Origin of the sequence: Arthrobacter oryzae (genome assembly GCF_030718995.1) — a bacterium.
Classification (GTDB): Bacteria; Actinomycetota; Actinomycetes; order Actinomycetales; family Micrococcaceae; genus Arthrobacter; species Arthrobacter oryzae_C.
Genome location: NZ_CP132204.1, coordinates 2,633,446 through 2,653,257, shown reverse-complemented (window position 1 = coordinate 2,653,257; position 19,812 = coordinate 2,633,446). Strand labels below are relative to the sequence as shown.

The following is a 19,812-nucleotide window of genomic DNA, read 5'->3' as shown; positions in this document are numbered from 1 at the left end:
ACTGCGTCCTCAATCGATGGCCGACCGGCCCCTCTCCCCGGTCCGTACGCGGACGGCGTCGGAAACGGAGATGGTCCAGATTTTGCCGTCACCGAAACGTCCCGTACTGGCGCCGGCTTCGATGGCGGCCATGACGCCGTCCATGGCCTCCTCGTTGACCAGGACTTCCACCCGGGCCTTCGGCAGAAGGTCCGAGTTGTATTCCGTTCCGCGATAGACCTCCACATGGCCGCGCTGCTGGCCGTAGCCGCTGGCCTGGCTGACCGTCATGCCGCTGACTCCAAAGCCTTCCAAGGCGGCCCGCACCAACTCGACTTTTTCCGGGCGGATGATGGCCGTGATGAGTTTCATCTCCGGGCCCCGCTGCGGTCCGGCTCGGCAACCGCCGCAGCCTTGTCCGCCCCGCCCTCCGCAGCCGCGGCGGCCGCGCCGGCTGGAGCAGGCTTGCCGTGATGCTCGCCGGGGTGGAAGGTTCCCCCCACCATGAGCAGCTCGTAGGCCGTTTCCGCATGCTCGGTGACGTCAATGCCAGACCGTTCGTTGGCTTCGGACACCCGCATTCCCATCGTCTTATGGATGGTGTATCCGATCAGCGTGGTCATGATGGCGCTCCAGGCCGTAACGATGAGGGCCGTGAGAATCTGGGGCCAGAACTGGGTCAGGCCCCCGCCGTAGAACAGCCCGCCCTCGGTCTTGGCTGACGGCACGGCAAAGAAGCCCAGGGAGAGAGTCCCCCACAGACCGCCCACAAAGTGCACGGCCACCACGTCCAGGGAATCATCGAGGCCGAGCCGGAACTTGAGGCCCACCGCGAGCGCGCAGACCGCTCCGGCGACAGCACCGATCACGATGGCGCCGACAGGGTCGACGAATCCGCAGGCCGGGGTGACGGCAACGAGGCCCGCCACGGCTCCCGATGCTGCACCCAGGGATGTTGCGTGGCCGTCCCGGAGCCGCTCGACCAGCAGCCAGCCCAAAAGGGCCGCGCTCGTGGCCAGCAGGGTGTTGGTCCAGGCCAGGCCGGCGGTGGCATCCGCGGCAAGTTCAGAGCCGGCGTTGAAGCCGAACCATCCGAACCACAGGAGTCCCGCACCGAGCATCACGAACGGAAGATTGTGCGGACGGATGTTGGGATCCTTCATGAATCCCAGGCGTTTTCCAAGCACGACGGCGAGCATCAGCCCGGCGATGCCGGCGTTCATGTGCACCACGGTGCCGCCGGCAAAATCGAGCGCGGAGATTTGGCTGCCCACGATGCCCGTGGCGCCGAAGAGGCCACCGCCCCAGACCCAGTGGGCGATCGGGGCGTAGACGAGGGTCACCCACAACGCGGCAAAAAGCAGCCACGGCCCGAACCTGACCCTTTCGGCCACCGCCCCGCTGATCAGCGCGACCGTGATGATGGCGAACGTGGCTTGGAACCCGATGAACACCATGTCCGGGAGCCCTGGCGCCTTGCCCCCGATGGTGCTGGTCAGTCCGCTCAGCCCCGGGTTGGCAAGCGGATCCCCGACGAGCCCGCCCATGGTGTCCGGACCGAACGCCAGCCCGTAGCCCCACAGCGCCCAGACCACGGCGACAACTCCCATGGCGCCAAAGCTCATCATCATGATGTTCAGGACGGATTTCATCCGCACGAGGCCCCCATAAAAGAACGCCAGGCCCGGTGTCATCAGCAAAACCAGGGCGGAAGCCGCCAGCATCCAGGCTGTGGCGCCGGGATCAAGGACCGCGGGATCCACCGCCATTCCCACGTTGAGTTGCGAGATCTTCATTTCGGGAGCCTTCCTCTAGAAGCGGCGCTCCTGGGCGCCGACTGCGGCGAGACCATTCAAAACGATGAAACAAGCCCCCTGGACGCGAGAGCCGGTGCGTTCCCCGAATCCGACGCTACAACGGCGGTGTTTCCGTCATGGCCGAGATGCTTTTCCGGGACGTTAAACAGCAGGTCCGGGCATGAATCCTGGGTTTCCGGCAGGTTTCCATCATGTGACGTATATCTCACCATGCAGTGACCGCGGTCACAGGGGGCGTAAAGGTTTCGTTAAAGCCCGCATCACGGGCACTTTCGCGGGCCTACGCTCCAAGCAGGAGCAGCACACCGGGCCGCCCGGCCGACGGCACGCTGCGTGAAAGGATACCGTGACCACGCTGACCAGGCCGCCGGCCGACCCCTCGGACAGGTACAACCGTCACCCGCACCGGCTCAGGAGCTGGCTGCTGGAGGGTATGCCCGAAGGATCGGGCAAACGCCAGGGACCGCACGGCCAGCCGCAGGCCAACCACACGCCCCAGCCCTGGTGGAAGGTCATGTGCCTGACCGGCGTCGACTATTTCTCCACACTCGGCTACCAGCCCGCCATCGCCGCCCTTGCGGCAGGAATGGTCTCCCCGCTGGCCACGGTGATCCTGGTGGCGGTAACGCTCCTCGGCGCCCTTCCGGTGTACCGCAGGGTGGCCGCGGAGAGTCCGCGCGGCGAGGGTTCCATCGCCATGCTTGAACGGCTCCTGCCGCGCTGGGGCGGCAAGCTGTTCGTCCTGGCGCTTCTGGGGTTCGCGGCCACGGACTTCATGATCACCATCACGCTTTCCGCCGCTGATGCCAGCGCGCACGCCATCGAAAATCCGTTCGCTCCGGACTTCCTGCACGGCCAGGAGGTGGCCATCACGCTGGCGCTGATTGCGGGCCTGGGCATCGTGTTCCTCCGCGGCTTTAAGGAGGCCATCAACGTGGCGGTGGCCCTGGTGGCGGTGTTCCTGCTGCTCAACGCGGTGGTGGTGCTGGTGGGCCTCGCCCATGTCCTCAGCGAGGCCCACGTGGTCACGGACTGGTGGGCGGCGCTCAACCAGCAGCACGGCAATCCGCTGGTGATGATCGGCATCGCCCTGCTGGTGTTCCCCAAGCTGGCACTTGGCCTCTCCGGCTTCGAAACGGGAGTGGCCGTCATGCCGCAGATCCAGGGCGGTCCGGAGGATACCGAAGCGAAGCCGGACGGCCGGATCCGCGGCGCACACAAACTGCTGACTACCGCCGCCCTGATCATGAGCGCGTTCCTGATCGCGTCCAGCTTCATCACCACGTTCCTCATCCCGGCCGCCGAGTTCCAGCCGGGCGGCAAGGCCAACGGTCGCGCCTTGGCCTTCCTCGCCCACCAGTACCTGGGCGACGGTTTCGGGACTGTGTACGACCTCAGCACCATCGCCATCCTCTGGTTCGCCGGCGCCTCCGCCATGGCGGGCCTCCTCAACCTGGTGCCGCGCTACCTTCCGCGTTTTGGCATGGCTCCGGCCTGGACCCGGGCCGTGCGGCCGCTGGTACTGGTGTTCACCGCCGTCGCCTTCCTCATCACGGTGGTGTTCGAGGCCGACGTCGAGGCACAGGGCGGCGCGTACGCCACCGGCGTCCTGGTGTTGATGACCTCCGCGTCCATTGCGGTCACGCTGTCCGCACGGCGCAAGCAGCAACGCGGCCGGACGGCCGCATTCGGTGCGATCGCCGTCGTCTTCACTTACACCACCGTGGCGAACGTGGTGGAGCGCCCCGACGGCCTGAAAATCGCGGCGATGTTCATCCTCGGCATTGTGGCGGTCAGCTTCGTATCCCGCGCCCGGCGGTCCTTCGAGCTTCGTGCCACCCATATCCGGCTGGACGAACGTGCCGTGGAATTCATGGCTGCCAGCGAAGAGGGGCCTATCCGGCTCATCGCGCACGAGCCCAAGCGGCTCAGCGCCGCGCGGTACCGGGCCAAGCTGGAGCACGCCCAGCTGGCCAACCACCTGCCGGCGGACAGCGACGTGATCTTCATCGAGATCCTGGTTGACGACAGTTCGGACTTCGAGCAGGAACTCCTGGTAACAGGGAAGGTCCGGCACGGATTCCGCATCCTCGAAGTCCACAGCAACAACGTGCCCAACACACTGGCGGCCGTCCTGCTGCACCTGCGCGATGTCACGGGCCTGATGCCGCACATCTACTTCCGCTGGACCGAGGGCAATCCGCTGACCAACCTGACGCGGTTCCTGCTGTTCGGGGAGGGCGAGATCGCCCCCGTGACCCGCGAAGTCCTGCGCGAAGCCGAGCCGGACGTCACCCGCCGGCCCTGGGTCCACGTGGGCTGAAGCCGGCCGGCCGTTCAGCCAGCCGTCTCAGCGGCTGGCGGCGGGTACCAGTACCCAGAGCACCTCGACGGCGTCATCCGTGGGGTTGACCCAGGTGTGCGGTTCCCTGCCGGGGAACGTCACGGTGTCGCCGGTTCCGAGCTCGTATTCCTCGTTGGTCAGGATCAGCCGGATGCGGCCCTTGATGACGTGCAGGACATCCACGTCGCAGTCCACGGCATAGAGCTCGGATTCACCGCGGCCGCGGGGTTCGATCACGGCCTGGATGATCTGGACACGCCGTTCCGAGCGTGCAGTCAGCAGGCGTTCAATGATGCCTTCGCCGCCGAGCGAAATCCGCGGGCCCTCGTCCTTCTTGGTGAGGTGCGTTTCCGGTGCGGCAAACAGGTCTCCGATGGAGATCGACAGCACCTGGCACATCGTCACCAGGGATGCCACCGACGGCGATGTCAGGTCGCGTTCCACCCGGCTCAGGAATCCCTTGGTCAGTCCCGTGGCGTCGGCCACCTGCTCGATGGTGAGCCGCTGGGACTGGCGCGCAGCGCGGATGCGCGAACCAATGGCAACGGGAATGTTGCTCGGTTCAACTGGTAGAGCCTTCATTTACGAACCTTTCACAGCCGGCCGCACGGCCCCATTGCTGGAGCCATACTAACGGGATACCCGCCCTGCGGCGCTTCCTTATGACGCGGAACCGGCCATGGTGTCAGCCCGCCTTGACTGTTACGCGCATCACAACATACTCTTTCGGGCAACAAGTGTTGTCTATTAGACAATCAGCTCGTGACCTTCAGGGATCTCTCCCTGCATCCCCCGTTCTATAGCAGCGGAATTCCGGCGCCGGCCAACCGCGCTCCCGCGAACTCCGCCATGCTGCCGACACGCTCCAAGGAGCCCACTTAATGGACGCAAACTTCGTCAACATCGCCATTGTGGTGGTGTACCTGATCGCCATGCTGGCCTTCGGCTGGTGGGGCAAATCCCGCACCAAGAACAACAGCGACTTCCTCGTGGCCGGCCGCAGGCTTGGGCCCTTCCTTTACACAGGAACCATGGCGGCTGTGGTACTCGGCGGCGCCTCGACGGTGGGCGGCGTGGGCCTCGGCTACAAGTTCGGCATCTCCGGCATGTGGCTCGTGGTGGCCATCGGCGCCGGTGTGCTGCTCCTGAGCCTGCTCTTCGCCGGCACCATCCAGAAACTGAAGATCTACACGGTGTCCCAGATGCTGACGCTGCGCTACGGCAGCCGTGCCACCCAGACCTCCGGCATTGTCATGCTGGCCTACACGCTCATGCTGTGCGCCACCTCCACCGGCGCCTACGCCACCATCTTCGTAGTGCTGTTCGGGTGGGACCGCGCCCTGGCCATTGCCATCGGCGGCGCCATCGTCCTGGTGTACTCCACCATCGGCGGCATGTGGTCCATCACCCTTGCGGACCAGGTCCAGTTCGTCATCAAAACCGTGGGCATCTTCTTCCTGATGCTGCCCTTCACGCTCAACGCCGCAGGCGGCCTGGACGGCATCCGCAGCCGGGTCGAGGAGAGCTTCTTCCAGATCGACGGCATCGGCGTCCAGACGATCATCACGTACTTCGTGGTCTACACCCTTGGGCTGCTGATCGGGCAGGACATCTGGCAGCGTGTATTCACCGCCAAAACCCCCAGCGTGGCACGCTGGGGCGGCGCCACGGCCGGCATCTACTGCATCCTCTACGGCGCTGCCGGTGCCCTGATCGGCCTGGGCGCACGCGTCGCCCTCCCCGAGATCGACGTCGCCACAGAGGGCAAGGACGTTGTCTACGCCGAGGTGGCCCAGAGCCTGCTGCCCGTCGGCATCGGCGGCCTGGTGCTCGCCGCGGCCGTTGCAGCCATGATGTCCACCGCTTCCGGAGCCCTGATCGCCGCCGCAACAGTGGCGCGCGCCGACGTGCTTCCCTTCGTTGCCAGCTGGTTCGGCAAGGACATCAACACCGATGACACCGACAACCCCGAGCACGACGTCAAAGCAAACCGCATGTGGGTCCTGGGCCTGGGCATCGTGGCCATTCTCATCGCCATCGTCACCAAGGATGTCGTGGCAGCGCTGACCATCGCCTACGACATCCTGGTGGGCGGACTCCTGGTCGCGATCCTCGGCGGCCTCGTCTGGAAGAGGGGCACTGGCGTGGCGGCTGCGGCGTCCATGGCTGTGGGCACTGTGGTCACGCTCGGCACCATGATCGTCCTGGAGATCAACGCCGCGGCACCGCTGGACGGCGTCTTCGCCAACGAGCCGATCTACTTCGGCCTGCTCGCGTCAGGCCTCGTGTACGTCGCGGTGTCCCTGGCAACCAAGCCGACTGATCCCCGGGTCATGCAGCACTGGCGGGACCGCGTGGCCGGCAAGGCTTCCGACGAAGAACCGGTTCCGGCCCTGGTCGACTAACACCGCACGATTTTATGCACAGCACGAACTGAACACAGCACGACGGCGGTGCCTCCCCTGCGCGGGAGGCACCGCCGTCGTTCGTCAAGGCCGGGTTCGGCGGTCTAACGCCGGGGAGGTGTCATTCGTTTTCCTCCGGCTCCAGGAATTCCTCCCCGCCGAGGGGCACTACGGGTTTCTCGTCGCCCAGGAAATCCTCCTCAGCCAGGGGAACAAGCTGGTCCGCCTCCTCGAGCAGTCCCTCTTCCTCGGTTTCCGCGGCGTCGTCGATGGGCGCGTCCTCGGCGAAGTCATAAGCGGGGTCTGATTCGAGGATGTCCCGGTCCGGCTGGGCGGGGTGTGATCCGGTGGTGTCCATGGTGCAAACCTCCGTGTCTGGTGTGCGGCCAGTCTGGTGATGCGGCCAGTCTGGTGGTGCGGCCAGGGGCCGGTCCGGGGAGGCACCTGCCCTGGCAATCATCACAGCACCGGCACCCCGCGCGGTCAAGGGCCGGTGCACTCGGCTTCGCAGGAACCCCGCGGAAAGGGGCCGTTCCAAGGCCCCGTTTAAGGTCAGCCTAAACTTCCGGGTGAGGAATACCGGCCGAAAATCCGCGGAAAACCGGGGTACGCTGGAGGTGCAATGGGGCCGAACCATGCCCTATCTAGCCCAGGAGTGTTCGTGTCTCAGCACGCTAAATCTGACCGAAACCACGCCCTTCCCGCGCACAGCCCCGCAGCAAGCGCCCCAGCAGCCGGAACCAACGCAGCCACCGCGCCCAGCACGGCCGACATTAAGCGGTGGCGCCAGTACCTCGCAGATGAACGTGCCGAGGCCCGTGTCTACCGCGACCTGGCCCAGAGCCGCCGCGGCGAGGAACGGGACATCCTTCTGGCCCTGGCCGAGGCCGAGCGCCGCCACGAAGCCCACTGGCTCCGGCTCCTCGGCGAGCACGCCGGCAAGCCCCGGCAGGCATCCCTCCGCAGCCAGCTGCTGGGATTCCTGGCCCGCCATTTCGGGTCCGTCTTCGTCCTGGCCCTGGCACAGCGCGCCGAAGGCCGCTCCCCCTACGGTACAGACCCGTCAGCCACACCTGCCATGGTGGCCGACGAACAGATCCACGAGGAAGTGGTCCGCGGGCTGGCCACCCGCGGCCGGAACCGGCTGGCGGGTTCCTTCAGGGCGGCGGTGTTCGGCGCGAATGACGGCCTGGTCAGCAACCTCTCCCTGGTCATGGGCATGGCCGCGTCCGGAGTCGGCAGCCAGGTGGTGCTCCTGAGCGGCGTGGCCGGGCTCCTCGCCGGAGCACTGTCCATGGGCGCCGGCGAGTTCATCTCGGTCCGTTCCCAGCGGGAGCTGCTGGCCGCAACGCGGCCCACGCAGATCACCCTGTCCGCCGCCCCGCGGCTGGACATTGAGCACAACGAACTGCTGCTGGTCTACCTGGCCCGCGGCATGTCGCGGGAAGCCGCCGAACACCGTGTGGCGGAACGGATGGGACTGCTGGCCTGCGACTGCGATCCCAGCCTGTCGCTCCAGCCCGAACTCCCCGACGCCGAGGACCGGCATGAGGCGGTGGGCACCGCCTGGAGTGCTGCGGCGTCGAGCTTCTGCTTCTTCGCCTCCGGCGCCGTCATTCCCATCATCCCGTTCCTGCTTGGCATGACCGGTGTCGCGGCGCTGGTGGTTTCCGCCGTCCTGGTAGGCATGGCACTTTTGGTGACCGGCGGCGTCGTGGGCCTGCTGTCCGGCACCTCCCCGACCAGCCGCGGTTTCCGGCAGCTGGCCATCGGCATGGGGGCCGCCGCCGTCACCTACCTCCTGGGAATGGCCTTCGGCGCCGTGGTCGCTTAGTGGAAGATCCGCAACCGCGGCAGCGCCGGGCGCGTCATGCCGGCGGGCCGGGCGGTGTTGCCCGGATCCTGCGAACGGCGGCGCTTACCGCCCTGATCGCCGCGGCGGCCTTTACGGCGGCCGGCCTCTTCTACGGTGATCCCCGCTTTGTGGGGCTGTTCCAGCTCCGTAATACCGCCGTCCCGAACGGACAGGCCGAGGACCAGCACCCGGGAACAGCCCCGGAAGGAGTCAGTTCGGACGCGCCTCCTCCCGGGCTGGAGGAAGCGGACTCGCCGCTGGGAGCAGCGGATGAGCCGCCCATCGCCAGTGACTCCTTCAAGTTCCTGGCCATCAACGACGACGGCTCGCCCGTAGGATATTCGCCCTGCCGCCCGTTGCACTACGTCGTCAACGGCGGCCAGGCTCCCCCGGGATCCGAAGATCTCGTGGAAGAAGCCATCGGCACGATTTCCCGCGCCACCGGTATCCGGTTCATCAACGACGGACCCTCGGCCGAGGCGCCTGTCGAGGACCGCGACCCCTACCAGCCTGAAACATACGGCGAGCGCTGGGCGCCGCTCCTCATCTCATGGACCACCCCGGACACGGCCCCCAAGCTGAAGGGGCAGGTGATCGGCACCGGGGGAAGCACGCACTACAGCTTCGACGGCGGTCCGAAGACGTTCGTCACGGGAAGCCTGGACCTTGACGCCCCGCAGATCGCCCTCGAACTCGAGCGGCCGCAAGGTTCCGCTTACGCCACCGCCGTCATCCTGCACGAACTGGCCCATGTGATGGGGCTGGAACACGTCGATGATCCGCTGCAGCTGATGTACCCCGAGATCGGCACGCCGGACGGCCTCGCCGCCGGCGACCTCAACGGCCTCTACCAGCTGGGCAAGACCGCCTGCCGCAAGGACCTTTAGCCCGGCGCTGCCGGTCCCGCCCCTTGGCGCGACACCACAGCGAGGGCTTCCTCCACCGTCTCCACCAGGAAGATCCTGTCCTCCATGGCGTTGCCCTCCGCCAGGCTCTGGAGCAACGGCCACGCCGGATAGCGGCGCTGCCAGTGTTCACGGCCCACCAGGACCATGGGCCTGATGGTTTCGGAAGCTCCGTAGTAGTTCTCGCACGCGTCCTGGAAGATTTCCTGCAGGGTTCCGGCGGACCCCGGCAGGAAGATCACACCTCCGTCGCACAACTCCAGCAGGATCGCCTCCCGGATGGCGTTGGCGAAATATTTTGCGATGTGGGTGGCGAAATAGTTGGGGGGCTCGTGGCCGTAGAACCAGGTGGGAACCCCCAGCGACGGCGTCCCGTCCGGATGGCGTTCGACGACGGCGGCGGCCGTGCGCGCCCACGCGGACACCGAGGGCCGGAACCCCGGCACGGCTTCCAGTTCCGCCAACGCCGCGTGGAAGTCCGCATCCGGCAGTTCGCTGAGGTAGGCGCCCATGTTGGCGGCTTCCATTGCCCCCGGCCCGCCGCCCGTGGCCACCACACGGCCGCTCCTGGCTAAAAGCCTCCCGGCGATGGCCGCCTCCTCGAAGGCCGGAGTGCCCCGCCTCGCGGTATGGCCGCCCATCACTCCCACCATCGGGCGGCCGCGGCACAGCTCGGAGCGGGTCAGCTCGTCCAGGGCGTCGCCGATCGAGTGGTCATGCAGGGCAGCGGCGAGCGTGGAGTCCAGCCGGTGCCGCTGGCCGGGCCTGATGCTCCACTGGTAGATCCGGGCGTCCAGCGTTGATTCGTACCGGCCGCCCGGCGGACCGAAGTAGAGTTCCTGCGGCGAGTAGAGCTGTCCCCGGTACGGATTAAAGGGCACGGTTTCCAGCTTGGGGAAGATGAGCGCGCCCCGGCTGCGAAGCGCATCCTCCACGCCGTCGTCGAAGGTGCACCCCAGGAAGATGGCACCCTGCGCGTCCATCGCTTCCAGCGGAGCGGCCCGGCCGCGAAGGTCCAGGGACTGAGCGTGCCAGCCCTGCATGCTGCGGACGCCCGCTTTCACCAGCCGGTCAAAACTGTCCAGGCTTTCAACCTCAAGGGTTCTGGGACTGGGGCTCAGGCTGCGGGCGGCGTTCATGCTGCCAGCCTAGTCCGCGGCAAACACAGAGGGGTGCCCCCGGCGGAACTCGCCGGGGGCACCCCTCTGTTGTGCGACTGGCCTTCGGTCAGCTGACCTGCAGTCCGCCGTTGATGTCGTACGTGGCAGCGGTGATGTAGCCGGAATCCTGGCCGAGCAGGAAGGAGATCAAGGCAGCGACTTCCTCACGGGTGCCTACCCGCCCCATCATGATGCCTTCGGACATCTGAGCCTTGCGCTCCTCAGTCAGGGTGCCGCCCATGATGTCGGTATCGATGGGGCCCGGTGCAATCGCGTTGACAGTGACGCCGAATTCGCCCACTTCACGGGCCAGGGCCCGGGTGAAGCCGATGATTCCGGCCTTCGACGCGCTGTACGCCACCTTGGAGTAGGTTCCTCCGCCGCGCTGGGCCGAAATCGAGGAGATGCTCACGATGCGTCCGAGCTTGCGCTCGATCATGCCTTTCAGCACACGCTGGGACACGATGAAGGTTCCGCGCATGTTGATGGCGAAAACCTTGTCCCATTCCTCCACCGTGGTCTCCATGAACGTGGTGGGCGAACTGATGCCCGCAAGGTTCGCGAGGGCGACGATCGGCGGCAGCGTCTCTTCGATTTCGCTGATCGCGCGGTCCACCGAGACGGCGTCGGAAACATCGGCACCCACACCGATTGCCTTCACGGCGCGGTTGGAGCCGATCTCCGCGGCGGCGGCCTTGGCGTCCTCGGCGTTGATGTCCAGGATGGCGATGGACCAGCCTTCGCTGGCCATCCGGTCCGCGGCTGCGCGGCCGATGCCGCGGGCGGAGGCTGCCCCGGTCAGTACGACGGTGCGTTCGGCGGGAAATGTGGTGGTTGTCATGGTGTATCTTTCGTCAGGATTCGTCGGTGTTCGGTAGATCAGGAGGGGACTTTGCCGGTGTTCACTTCCACGGCTGCTGCGGCCGCAACGGCGGGATCCAGGGCGGCGTCACCTTCAGGCCGCTTCCGGGCATAGAAGTAAGTGGCCACGGCGGTCACACACAGGCAGAAGGACAGGAAGAGCAGGCCACTCTGGTTGTTGCCGGTAGCGTCCTTGAGCAGGCCGACGGCGTAGGGAGCCACGAAGCCGCCGAGGTTGCCCAGGGAGTTGACCAGCGCCAGCCCGGATGCAGCGGCTGCGCCGGTGAGCGCCGCGGACGGCATGGACAGGAACGGGGCGATGGCGCCGTAGATCCCCATGGCGGAGGCAGTGAGGGCGATCAGGGCAAGGATGGGGTTGACCGGGAGCAGGTAGCCCGCTGCGAGCAGGCCCATGCCGGCCAGGACCATGCTGACGGAAGTGTGCCAGGCACGCTTGCCGGTACGGTCCGCCCGCTTGCTCCAGAAGTAAACAAAGACCGCTGCGATGGAGTACGGAATGAGGACGATGAAGCCCACCTCGGCGGTGGAGAACTTGCCCAGGGCAGCCACAATGGTGGGCATCCAGAGGCCCAGGCCGTAGATACCGCAGACCAGGCCGAAGTACAGTGCCGAGTAGATGAGGGTGCGCTTGTCCTTGAGGCCGGCCAGGAAGTTGTGGTTTCCGCCCTTGGATTTGGCGGCAAGCTCGGCTTCCATGGTGGTGGCCAGCCATTCGCGCTCTTCAGTGTTGAGCCATTTGGCATCCCGGGGACGGTCGGTCATCAGGATCGGGGTCAGCAGGCCAAGCAGGATGGCGGGGATGCCCTCGATGATGTAAAGCCACTGCCAGCCGTGCAGGCCCATGATGCCGTCCATCTGCAGCAGCAGGCCGGATACGGGGGCGCCAAGGGCATTGGAAATCGGCTGGGCCAGGATGAAGATACCCAGGACCGTGACGCGCTGGGCAGCAGGGAACCACAGGGTCAGGTAGAAGAGGATCGCGGGGAAGAACCCGGCCTCGGCCGCACCCAGGAGGAACCGGATGATGTAGTAGGTGCTTTCTCCGTTAACCAGGGCCATGGCCGTGGCGAAGATGCCCCAGGTGATGAGGATCCGGGCGAGCCATTTGCGTGCGCCGAAGCGGTACATTCCGGCGTTGCTCGGAACTTCCAGCAGCGCGTAGCCGAGGAAGAAGATACCAGCGCCAAGACCGTAGGCTGCGGCGCTGAGGCCGATGTCCTCGCTCATGGTGAGCTTGGCGAAGCCCACGTTGTTGCGGTCTAGGTAGGCAACGAAGTAGAGCAGGACGATCAGCGGCATAACGCGGCGGCGAACCTTGCGGAGCGTGCGTTCGCCGAGCTCGCCGAGTCCTGCGGACTGCATGGAGAGTGAAGTCATCATCGACCTTCTATCTGGCGGAGGCGGCACCTGGACGGCGACGCGATCCGATGGAAATGGGGGGAATTCCGCCGGCTGACTATTGGAGTCTGATGTCTGACATCTGACGGAAGAACATGAGAAAGATCATAGAAGCGTGATCCGGGTTACGTCAAGCCCTGCACGATGGGGCGCTGCGCCCAAGCCGTGCGTCAGGGCTGGGAGTGGTGGACGTAGCGCTCGTAGTCGCGGTAGGTCTGGTCCATGTGGTCGTCCATGGCGCGCCGGGACAGTTCCGCATCGCCGCTGAGGATGCTGTCCATGACCTTCTGGTGATACTCGATGGCGTGCAGCTGGATCTCGGGCACGGCCGAGGTTTCCCGCCGGGTCATGTAGAGCAACTGACCCAGCTGCGCGAACAGGGCACGGACAAACGGGTTGCCGGAGGCCTTCAGCACGGCGTCATGGAAGGCGATGTCAGCCTCCACAAAGCGGTCCAGGTCCCCGGACTCGTGGAAACGCTTCATGTCCGCGATGCACTCCCGCATCTGTTCCGCGTGCTCGGGGGTATGCCGCTTGGCAGCCAGGGAAGCCGCGCCGGTTTCCACCATGCGCCGCATCTCGATCAGCCCCACGGACACCTGGTCCGCGCCGTTGCCGTGGGAGGCAGCCTTGAAGATCGCATCCAGCCCGGTCCAGTTGTCCGAAGGATTGACGAAGGTTCCGCGGCCGCTTTTCACGTAAAGGATGTTTTGCGCCCTCAGCGCCTTGAGTGCCTCGCGGACGGTCAGCCTGCTGACGTCGTAGGCTTTCGCGATGTCGGCTTCAGGCGGGATGGCATCGTGCGGCTTCAGCTTGCCGTCGAGGATGTCATTGAGCAGGCCGTCGACGAGGTCGTCAACGAGTGTCCTGCGGCCCATCCTGGCTCCTGCCGTCGGTCTTGCCCCTTGCTGCGGGTCCCTTCAACATTACTGTCGAATGCGTCCCGGATCAGCATCGCGGCCCGAACCGGCGACATACTGGTCAAGCTTCGCCAGGGTGGCCTCCAAATTGGCGGGATGGCGGCGCAGGTAGCCGGCCAGCCGGAGCAGGGACTTCCCGCGGACGTACCGGGCGTCCCACTCTTCCGTGACCATCGTGCCAGGATTTCCCGCGGCGTCGGTGGAGGGTTCCAGCACGTAGCGCCAGACGTGGCCGAAGAAGTGCCGCCAGGCGATGCGCCTGCCTTCCTCGAACTCGCAGACCGTATTGAGGATCTTGTAATCCACCATGATGTTCATCTCCATGCCGAACCTGGCGCCGGCGGACAGCCGCTCCGGGCCCCGCGGCTGCGCCGATTTCACGGTGTCCGACCCGTCAATTACGCTGTGCAGGGCGGGGGTTGCAAGGACCTCGAAAATGGCCTCGGGGCCTGCCGCGATGAAACGCTGGCGGGACACAAGGTATCTACTGTTCATCCGGCAAGCCTAACCGTTTGTGCTGTTGCAGAATGAGTCATGCGCATTCCTCCCCTGCCCGCTCAGGAACGCCCCCGAATCGGAATTCCCGTCCGCCTCAGCAGCTCCCGGGACCCCGACCCGCGGGTCGGGGAAGCCAATGAGCTGTTCGGCTACATTGTGGACCTGGTCCGCGACGGCGGCGGGGAGCCGGTGCTCCTCACTGACGGGTCCGACGCCCAAGGTTCAGGCACGACGGATTCCGACGGCGGCCGGCTGGCCGAAACGCTCAAGGCGCTCGACGGCGTCGTCCTTCCCGGCGGCGGAGACCTGGACCCCCGCCTCTACGGCGAGAAGCAGGGCCCGCAGTGCTACGACGTCAATCCTGCGCAGGACGCACTGGACCTGGCTGTGGCGCGGGGGGCCATCGAGGAAGGCCTGCCGCTGCTCGGGATCTGCCGCGGACACCAGCTCCTTAACGTCCTCTATGGCGGAACGCTGGTGCAGGACATGGCAGCCGGTCCCGTAACGCACCACCAGCCGGCCCCGGGCGAGGGACCGTGGGCCTGGCACGACGTGGACATCATTCCCGGTTCCAAGGTGGGCCTCCTCTACGGCGCGGCAGGGACTCCGGAAGGGCTCACGGTCAAGATCGCCTCCGGCCATCACCAGGCCGTTGCCCGGGTTGCCGACGGACTCATGGTGACGGCCGTTGCCGGCGACGGCACGGTGGAAGCACTGGAGGACCCCGCACGCTGGGTGGCGTCCGTTCAATGGCATCCCGAAGTCCTGGAGCTCCCGGCCGATGAACGCGTGGCACCCTTTCGGGCGTTCGTGGAGGCCTGCTATTATCGTCAAAAAGGCAGTATGTCCTATCAAGAGAACATACGCTGACATACGCGGGCTCACCGGCACCCCGGAGCTCGCGGAGCACAAGGGAGCGCTCAGTGGCGAATCAACTTAATCTCAGCATCGACCGCTCTTCACCGGTGCCCCTCTACCACCAGGTGGTCCAGGGCATCGAGTCCGCCATCCACACCGGACTACTCCCCCCGGGCAGCCGGCTGGACAACGAAATCGACCTCGCGGCACAGCTCAACCTGTCCCGGCCCACCATGCGCAAGGCCATGGACGAACTGGTGCGCTCAGGCCTCCTGGTGCGCAAGCGCGGCGTGGGGACCCAGGTGGTTTCCAGCCAGGTCCGCAGGCCGCTGGAGCTCTCGAGCCTCTACGACGACCTCACCAATAACGGGAGCAAGCCCACCACCGAGGTGCTCAGCTTTTCCCATATCGAGGCCGATGCCGCCACCCGTGAAGCCCTCCAGCTTCCCGCCGGCGCCAAGGTCTACCACTTCACCAGGCTGCGCAAGGTGGGCGGCAAGCCGCTGGCCCTGATGGAAAACTGGGTCCGGGACGACATCACCCCGATCGACGAAGCCCAGCTCGCCGCCCAGGGCCTGTACGCGATCCTGCGCAACGGCGGCGTGAATTTCCGGCTGGCCTCGCAGCGCATCGGCGCCATGGTGGCCAACGACTACCAGGCTCCGCTGCTGGACACCGAGCCCGGCCTGGCGCTGGTGACCATGGAACGCACCGCCGTGGACGACACCGGACGCATGGTTGAGACCGGCCACCACGTCTACCGCGGCGACTCGTACAGCTTTGAAATGACCCTTGTCCAGCGTTAGGCGCCAGCGCTAACCGCTGCGGCAGCAAGCACTTAAACGAAAGAACAAAATCTATGGCCAACTGGGTATATCCGCTGGGTTCCGCTGCCGACGGCAAGTGGGACGTCTCCCTGGGAACTTCAGACTCCGCCGTCGAGGTGGACGGCTGGGCCCACACCGGGCTCAAGGTCGCGACGCTGGCGGCGGGCGCCGCCGTCGAACTTCCTGCCGCCGGCGAGGAACGCATTGTGGTTCCGCTCAACGGTTCCTTCACCGCCACCGTTGACGGTCAGGACTACAGGCTGGCCGGCAGGGCCAGCGTCTTCCACGGCCCCAGCGACGTCCTGTACACCGGCACGGACAAGGCCGTCACCATCAGCTCGGCCGACGGCGGCAGGGTTGCGGTGGCCACGGCACCGGCGAAGACCTCCTACCCCACCCGGCTCGTGACGGCCGCCGAGACCCCCGTGGAACTGCGGGGTGCCGGCAACTGCTCCCGCCAGGTCCACAACTTCGGCACCCCCGCGGCGCTGGAAGCGGACCGTTTCATCGTTTGCGAAGTCATCACCCCGGCAGGCAACTGGTCCTCCTACCCCCCGCACAAGCATGACGAGGAAAAGGACGGCGAAACCAGCCTCGAGGAAATCTACTACTTCGAGACCCGTGTGGCACCGGACGGCCCGGCGGCCGCGGCCGGTTCCGGAGCGCAAAGTGACGCCATCGGCTACCAGCGCGTGTACGCCTCTGACGAGCGGCCCATCGACGTCTCGGCCGAGGTCCGCACCGGCGACGTCGTGCTGGTTCCCTACGGCTGGCACGGGCCGGCGATGGCAGCCCCGGGCTACGACCTGTACTACCTGAACGTGATGGCCGGGCCCGGACCCGTGCGGGACTGGCTCATCAGCGATGACCCTCACCACGGCTGGATCCGCCAGACGTGGGAAGGCCAGGACGTGGACCCGAGGCTGCCGTTCGGAGCGTAGGCAGTCTCCGCTACCCGGCAGCACGCCAGAAGCCCCTGACCGATGGTCAGGGGCTTCGTCGTTGCCGGTGGGCGGCGTTTTGGAACGGGGTTTAGCGGGCCACTTTCTGGGCCACGCGCACCGGCACACCGGTGGCCAGGGATTCCTGGGCGGCGTCCGCAACGCGGGATGCAGCCACGGCGTCTTCCGGGGTGCACGGGTTATCCCGGCGGCCCAGGATGAGCTCCACGAAGGCTTCCATCTCGGAGCGGTACGCCTGGTCGAACCGTTCGGCGAAGGTCCTGTGCGGCTCGCCCGAGGGGAAACCGACGCCGGCTTCGGCGGATGCCATCGCCGTTTTGTCATCCAGCCCCACCATCAGCGAACGGCGCGAACCCTGGATTTCAAGCCGGACGTCATGCCCGGCCCCGTTGTACCGGGAGGCGGAGACGGTCCCCACCGTACCGTCGTCGAACGTCACCAGCGCAAGGGCCGTGTCAACGTCCCCCACCTCGCCGATGGCGGGGTCGCCGTTGTTGGAGCCCCTGGCGTACACCTCGACGATTTCCCGGCCGGTGAGCCATCGCAGGATGTCGAAATCATGGACGGAGCAGTCCCGGAAGAGGCCGCCGGAGCTGGCCAGGAACTCCACGGGCGGCGGTGCCATGTCGCAGGTGACGGCCCGGAGCGAGTGGATCCAGCCCAGTTCGCCCGCCTGGTAGGCCCGCCGGGCTTCCAGGTAGCCGGCGTCGAAGCGGCGCTGATGGCCGATCTGCACCACACCCTGCCTGTCCCGGATGTAATCCAGCACCGGCATTGCGTCCGCCACGTTCAGGGCCACCGGTTTCTCGCAGAAAACCGGGATCCCGGCATCCACACCTGCCCTGATCAGTTCCGGGTGGGTTGCCGTGCCGGTGGCAATGACCAGTCCGTCCAGCCCGGAGTCCAGAAGCGCTTCCACCGACGGCAGGAATTCGGCGCCGAGTCCGGCCGCGACGGTCCGCGCGTGGTCTGCGGCCACGTCCGTGAGCCGGAGACGGACATTGATGCCTTCCGGATTGAGCACCCCGTTCAGCGCGGCGATGTTGTTGGCGTGCATGACGCCGATCCGCCCGACTCCGACGAGGCCCAGAATGACATCCTTCATGGTTTCTCCTGCGCATCAACGGTAAATGCCGTCCGGAAGGCATCCAGCGCCGCGGCACTGTCACCCTTGGCCCAGGCTTCCATGCCAACGGTGCCTTCGTAGCCGGCATCGGCGAGCGCCCGGGCCACCGCAGAATAGTTGATCTCCCCGGTCCCGGGTTCACAGCGGCCCGGGACATCCGCCACCTGGATCTCGCCGATATACGGCAGTGCCGTCCGCACCAGCTCGATGAGGTTCCCCTCCCCCAGCTGTGCATGGTACAGATCCAGCATCAGTTTGGCGTGGGGGTGCCCGGCAGCCTCCACGAGGGCCAGGGTGTCCTTGCCGCGGGCCAGCGGGATGCCTGGGTGGTCCAGGATGGTGTTGAGGTTTTCGAGGCAGAAGGTCACCCCGTGTTTCTCGCCGAGCTTCCCCAGCCGTTCCATGGTCCGGGCACCGGTGATCCACATCTGGCCTGTGGACCGGTATACCGGACGCGCAGCATGGCCGTCGATTAGCTCCGCCGGGTGCACCACCATGCGGCTGACACCCAGCTCCAAGGCCGTCGGGATCAGCGACTCGGCCGTCCGCACCACGTCATCGGCCGTGTCCGGATCCACCAGGCTGCCTGAGATGTATCCCGTCATGGAGGAAAACACCGCTCCGGTGGCCTTGAGCGCGTTGATGTCCTTGCTCCGCGAATCCCACAGCTCCACATCAAAACCGGCCTCGTGGAGGCGGCGCACGCGTTCCACGAACGGAAGGTCCGTAAAGACCATTTCGGCGCAGACTGCCAGCCGCATCAGGCCCCGGCCTTGCTGCCAGATGCTGCTGCCAGCCCTGCGACTGCCACCGGGGCGCCCTGCTTGACTGACTCGATGCAGGCCAGCGCCATGGCCAGCGCCCGCCTGGCGTCGGCGGCGCCGGGGGTGAGGGTCACGTCGGACGATGACGACGGCACGCCGTCGCGCTGTGCACGCACCACGTCGGCGAAGTCGGCCAGTTCGTCCGTGTAGGCCTGCCGGAAGAGTTCAACATTGAGCCTCGGTGTATCGGCGGACATGCCTTCGGCGGTGTAGCGGCGGGCAGCGGTTTCCGTGGCGCGGCCCGCCTGGACCATTCCCTTGGAGCCGAAGACCTCGCCGCGGATGTCGTAGCCGTACAGCGCGCTGAAGTTGGCTTCCGCTACGGCAATGGCTCCGTTGCTGTAGCGGATGGTCACCACTGCCGTGTCCAGGAAGCCTTGGTCCCGCAGGCCGGGCTCCACCAGTGCGTCCGCAACAGCATAGACCTCCACGGGCTCAGCGCCTTCATTGAACCAGTTGAGGGTGTCGAAGTCGTGGATGAGGGTTTCGAGGAAGATCGTCCACGCCGGAACCCGGGCGGCGTTGGGGATGCTCCCGTTCCCGGGGTCCCGGGTCAGCGAACGCAGGAGCTGCGGTGTTCCGGCGACGCCGGCTGCAAGGTCTTTCTTGGCAGCCTGGAAATCCTCCGCATACCGGCGGTTGAACCCGATCTGGAAGTGTACGCCGGCCGCATCCACTGCAGCGAGGGCGCCGTCCAGCTCCTCAAGTCCCTGACCGGCCGGCTTCTCGCAAAAGATGTGTTTTCCGGCGGCAGCCGCCTGCGCGATGAAGGAGGAATGGAACCTGACCGGGCTCGCGATGATCACCGCGTCGATCTCCGGGTCCGCCAGGATGTCCTCGGCGTTGGGGGTCACTTTGGCTGTGCCCAGGGAACGGGCCAACGCCTCCGCAGCTTCAACGTTCGGGTCGGCGATGGCTGCAAGGACGGCGCCCGGCACGCGGCGGGCGATGCTCTCGGCATGGAACGCTCCCATCCAGCCGGAGCCGATGAGTCCGATCCGCACCGGGGCCGGGACTCCGGCGGGGTTTTGGGTGATGTAGGCCAAGGGATG

The 19,812-nt window shown here is 66.4% G+C and carries 19 protein-coding genes; 7 read left to right on the top strand and 12 right to left on the bottom strand.

Going from position 1 to position 19,812, the window contains the following annotated elements:
- Window positions 1-9: 9 nt before the first annotated feature.
- Together Q8Z05_RS12235 and Q8Z05_RS12230 are read right to left on the bottom strand one after the other, a co-directional pair.
- Entirely contained in the window at window positions 10-351 is a 342-nt protein-coding gene (locus tag Q8Z05_RS12235) for a P-II family nitrogen regulator (protein WP_305939907.1), read from the bottom strand.
- On the bottom strand, window positions 348-1,775 hold the full coding sequence (locus Q8Z05_RS12230; protein WP_305939906.1) for an ammonium transporter: 1,428 nt from the start codon (window positions 1,773-1,775) through the stop codon (window positions 348-350). The genes Q8Z05_RS12235 and Q8Z05_RS12230 overlap by 4 nt, the downstream gene beginning before the upstream one ends.
- A gap of 367 nt (window positions 1,776-2,142) precedes the next feature.
- Between Q8Z05_RS12230 and Q8Z05_RS12225 the strand changes: the two genes are divergently transcribed.
- A complete protein-coding gene (locus Q8Z05_RS12225; protein ID WP_305939905.1) occupies window positions 2,143-4,119 on the top strand; it encodes an amino acid transporter in 1,977 nt (658 codons plus the stop codon).
- A gap of 27 nt (window positions 4,120-4,146) precedes the next feature.
- Here the strand turns inward: Q8Z05_RS12225 and Q8Z05_RS12220 are convergent, their stop codons facing one another.
- A complete protein-coding gene (locus Q8Z05_RS12220) occupies window positions 4,147-4,722 on the bottom strand; it encodes a helix-turn-helix domain-containing protein (protein WP_305939904.1) in 576 nt (191 codons plus the stop codon).
- A 299-nt stretch (window positions 4,723-5,021) separates the two neighbouring features.
- On the opposite strand from Q8Z05_RS12220, the gene Q8Z05_RS12215 reads away from it, so the two are divergent.
- Window positions 5,022-6,545, top strand: coding sequence for a sodium:solute symporter (locus Q8Z05_RS12215; RefSeq protein ID WP_305939903.1), 1,524 nt, complete (start codon window positions 5,022-5,024; stop codon window positions 6,543-6,545).
- 121 nt (window positions 6,546-6,666) lie between these two features.
- On the opposite strand, the gene Q8Z05_RS12210 is transcribed toward Q8Z05_RS12215, so the two are convergent.
- The gene (locus tag Q8Z05_RS12210; RefSeq protein ID WP_305939902.1) at window positions 6,667-6,903 is read right to left on the bottom strand and encodes a hypothetical protein; all 237 of its coding nucleotides are present in this window, start codon (window positions 6,901-6,903) and stop codon (window positions 6,667-6,669) included.
- A 303-nt stretch (window positions 6,904-7,206) separates the two neighbouring features.
- On the opposite strand from Q8Z05_RS12210, the gene Q8Z05_RS12205 reads away from it, so the two are divergent.
- Complete coding sequence (locus Q8Z05_RS12205; RefSeq protein ID WP_305939901.1) at window positions 7,207-8,379, top strand: VIT1/CCC1 transporter family protein; 1,173 nt, start codon at window positions 7,207-7,209, stop codon at window positions 8,377-8,379.
- Window positions 8,379-9,287, top strand: coding sequence for a matrixin family metalloprotease (locus Q8Z05_RS12200; protein ID WP_305939900.1), 909 nt, complete (start codon window positions 8,379-8,381; stop codon window positions 9,285-9,287). The genes Q8Z05_RS12205 and Q8Z05_RS12200 overlap by 1 nt, the downstream gene beginning before the upstream one ends.
- Here the strand turns inward: Q8Z05_RS12200 and Q8Z05_RS12195 are convergent.
- From Q8Z05_RS12195 to Q8Z05_RS12175, 5 genes are all read right to left on the bottom strand, one after another.
- Window positions 9,284-10,444 carry an LOG family protein gene (locus Q8Z05_RS12195; protein ID WP_305939899.1) on the bottom strand — a complete coding sequence of 387 codons (1,161 nt, stop codon included), beginning with the start codon at window positions 10,442-10,444 and terminating at the stop codon, window positions 9,284-9,286. The genes Q8Z05_RS12200 and Q8Z05_RS12195 overlap by 4 nt on opposite strands.
- Window positions 10,445-10,532: 88 nt before the next feature.
- Complete coding sequence (locus tag Q8Z05_RS12190; protein ID WP_305939898.1) at window positions 10,533-11,306, bottom strand: SDR family NAD(P)-dependent oxidoreductase; 774 nt, start codon at window positions 11,304-11,306, stop codon at window positions 10,533-10,535.
- Between the two features lie 38 nt (window positions 11,307-11,344).
- Window positions 11,345-12,727, bottom strand: coding sequence for an MFS transporter (locus Q8Z05_RS12185; protein WP_371745857.1), 1,383 nt, complete (start codon window positions 12,725-12,727; stop codon window positions 11,345-11,347).
- A gap of 188 nt (window positions 12,728-12,915) precedes the next feature.
- Window positions 12,916-13,623, bottom strand: coding sequence for a FadR/GntR family transcriptional regulator (locus tag Q8Z05_RS12180; RefSeq protein ID WP_305939897.1), 708 nt, complete (start codon window positions 13,621-13,623; stop codon window positions 12,916-12,918).
- Between the two features lie 48 nt (window positions 13,624-13,671).
- Window positions 13,672-14,160 carry a polyketide cyclase / dehydrase and lipid transport gene (locus Q8Z05_RS12175; protein WP_305939896.1) on the bottom strand — a complete coding sequence of 163 codons (489 nt, stop codon included), beginning with the start codon at window positions 14,158-14,160 and terminating at the stop codon, window positions 13,672-13,674.
- A gap of 39 nt (window positions 14,161-14,199) precedes the next feature.
- On the opposite strand from Q8Z05_RS12175, the gene Q8Z05_RS12170 reads away from it, so the two are divergent.
- The 3 genes from Q8Z05_RS12170 to iolB are packed head-to-tail and all read left to right on the top strand — an operon-like array spanning window position 14,200 to window position 16,789.
- Window positions 14,200-15,033: a gamma-glutamyl-gamma-aminobutyrate hydrolase family protein gene (locus Q8Z05_RS12170; RefSeq protein ID WP_305939895.1), complete on the top strand. Its 834-nt coding sequence runs from the start codon at window positions 14,200-14,202 to the stop codon at window positions 15,031-15,033.
- Between the two features lie 53 nt (window positions 15,034-15,086).
- The gene (locus tag Q8Z05_RS12165) at window positions 15,087-15,827 is read left to right on the top strand and encodes a GntR family transcriptional regulator (protein ID WP_305939894.1); all 741 of its coding nucleotides are present in this window, start codon (window positions 15,087-15,089) and stop codon (window positions 15,825-15,827) included.
- A 53-nt stretch (window positions 15,828-15,880) separates the two neighbouring features.
- Window positions 15,881-16,789, top strand: coding sequence for a 5-deoxy-glucuronate isomerase (iolB, locus tag Q8Z05_RS12160; RefSeq protein WP_305939893.1), 909 nt, complete (start codon window positions 15,881-15,883; stop codon window positions 16,787-16,789).
- Between the two features lie 91 nt (window positions 16,790-16,880).
- Here iolB and Q8Z05_RS12155 read toward each other — a convergent pair whose 3' ends face one another.
- The 3 genes from Q8Z05_RS12155 to Q8Z05_RS12145 are packed head-to-tail and all read right to left on the bottom strand — an operon-like array spanning window position 16,881 to window position 19,806.
- Window positions 16,881-17,915, bottom strand: a complete 1,035-nt coding sequence (locus Q8Z05_RS12155; RefSeq protein ID WP_305939892.1) for a Gfo/Idh/MocA family oxidoreductase — start codon at window positions 17,913-17,915, stop codon at window positions 16,881-16,883.
- Window positions 17,912-18,697: a TIM barrel protein gene (locus Q8Z05_RS12150; protein ID WP_305939891.1), complete on the bottom strand. Its 786-nt coding sequence runs from the start codon at window positions 18,695-18,697 to the stop codon at window positions 17,912-17,914. The genes Q8Z05_RS12155 and Q8Z05_RS12150 overlap by 4 nt, the downstream gene beginning before the upstream one ends.
- Entirely contained in the window at window positions 18,697-19,806 is a 1,110-nt protein-coding gene (locus Q8Z05_RS12145) for a Gfo/Idh/MocA family oxidoreductase (RefSeq protein WP_305939890.1), read from the bottom strand. The genes Q8Z05_RS12150 and Q8Z05_RS12145 overlap by 1 nt, the downstream gene beginning before the upstream one ends.
- Window positions 19,807-19,812: the final 6 nt, after the last annotated feature.

What these genes read in the sequence shown, in the direction of transcription:
- Q8Z05_RS12210 (WP_305939902.1), bottom strand. Translation starts at nt 6,903, where the DNA reads ATGGACACCACCGGATCACACCCCGCCCAGCCGGACCGGGACATCCTC.
- Q8Z05_RS12235 (WP_305939907.1), bottom strand. Translation starts at nt 351, where the DNA reads ATGAAACTCATCACGGCCATCATCCGCCCGGAAAAAGTCGAGTTGGTG.
- Q8Z05_RS12195 (WP_305939899.1), bottom strand. Translation starts at nt 10,444, where the DNA reads ATGAACGCCGCCCGCAGCCTGAGCCCCAGTCCCAGAACCCTTGAGGTT.
- Q8Z05_RS12220 (WP_305939904.1), bottom strand. Translation starts at nt 4,722, where the DNA reads ATGAAGGCTCTACCAGTTGAACCGAGCAACATTCCCGTTGCCATTGGT.
- Q8Z05_RS12180 (WP_305939897.1), bottom strand. Translation starts at nt 13,623, where the DNA reads ATGGGCCGCAGGACACTCGTTGACGACCTCGTCGACGGCCTGCTCAAT.
- iolB (WP_305939893.1), top strand. Translation starts at nt 15,881, where the DNA reads ATGGCCAACTGGGTATATCCGCTGGGTTCCGCTGCCGACGGCAAGTGG.
- Q8Z05_RS12185 (WP_371745857.1), bottom strand. Translation starts at nt 12,727, where the DNA reads ATGATGACTTCACTCTCCATGCAGTCCGCAGGACTCGGCGAGCTCGGC.
- Q8Z05_RS12155 (WP_305939892.1), bottom strand. Translation starts at nt 17,915, where the DNA reads ATGAAGGATGTCATTCTGGGCCTCGTCGGAGTCGGGCGGATCGGCGTC.
- Q8Z05_RS12230 (WP_305939906.1), bottom strand. Translation starts at nt 1,775, where the DNA reads ATGAAGATCTCGCAACTCAACGTGGGAATGGCGGTGGATCCCGCGGTC.
- Q8Z05_RS12190 (WP_305939898.1), bottom strand. Translation starts at nt 11,306, where the DNA reads ATGACAACCACCACATTTCCCGCCGAACGCACCGTCGTACTGACCGGG.
- Q8Z05_RS12175 (WP_305939896.1), bottom strand. Translation starts at nt 14,160, where the DNA reads ATGAACAGTAGATACCTTGTGTCCCGCCAGCGTTTCATCGCGGCAGGC.
- Q8Z05_RS12215 (WP_305939903.1), top strand. Translation starts at nt 5,022, where the DNA reads ATGGACGCAAACTTCGTCAACATCGCCATTGTGGTGGTGTACCTGATC.
- Q8Z05_RS12170 (WP_305939895.1), top strand. Translation starts at nt 14,200, where the DNA reads ATGCGCATTCCTCCCCTGCCCGCTCAGGAACGCCCCCGAATCGGAATT.
- Q8Z05_RS12150 (WP_305939891.1), bottom strand. Translation starts at nt 18,697, where the DNA reads ATGCGGCTGGCAGTCTGCGCCGAAATGGTCTTTACGGACCTTCCGTTC.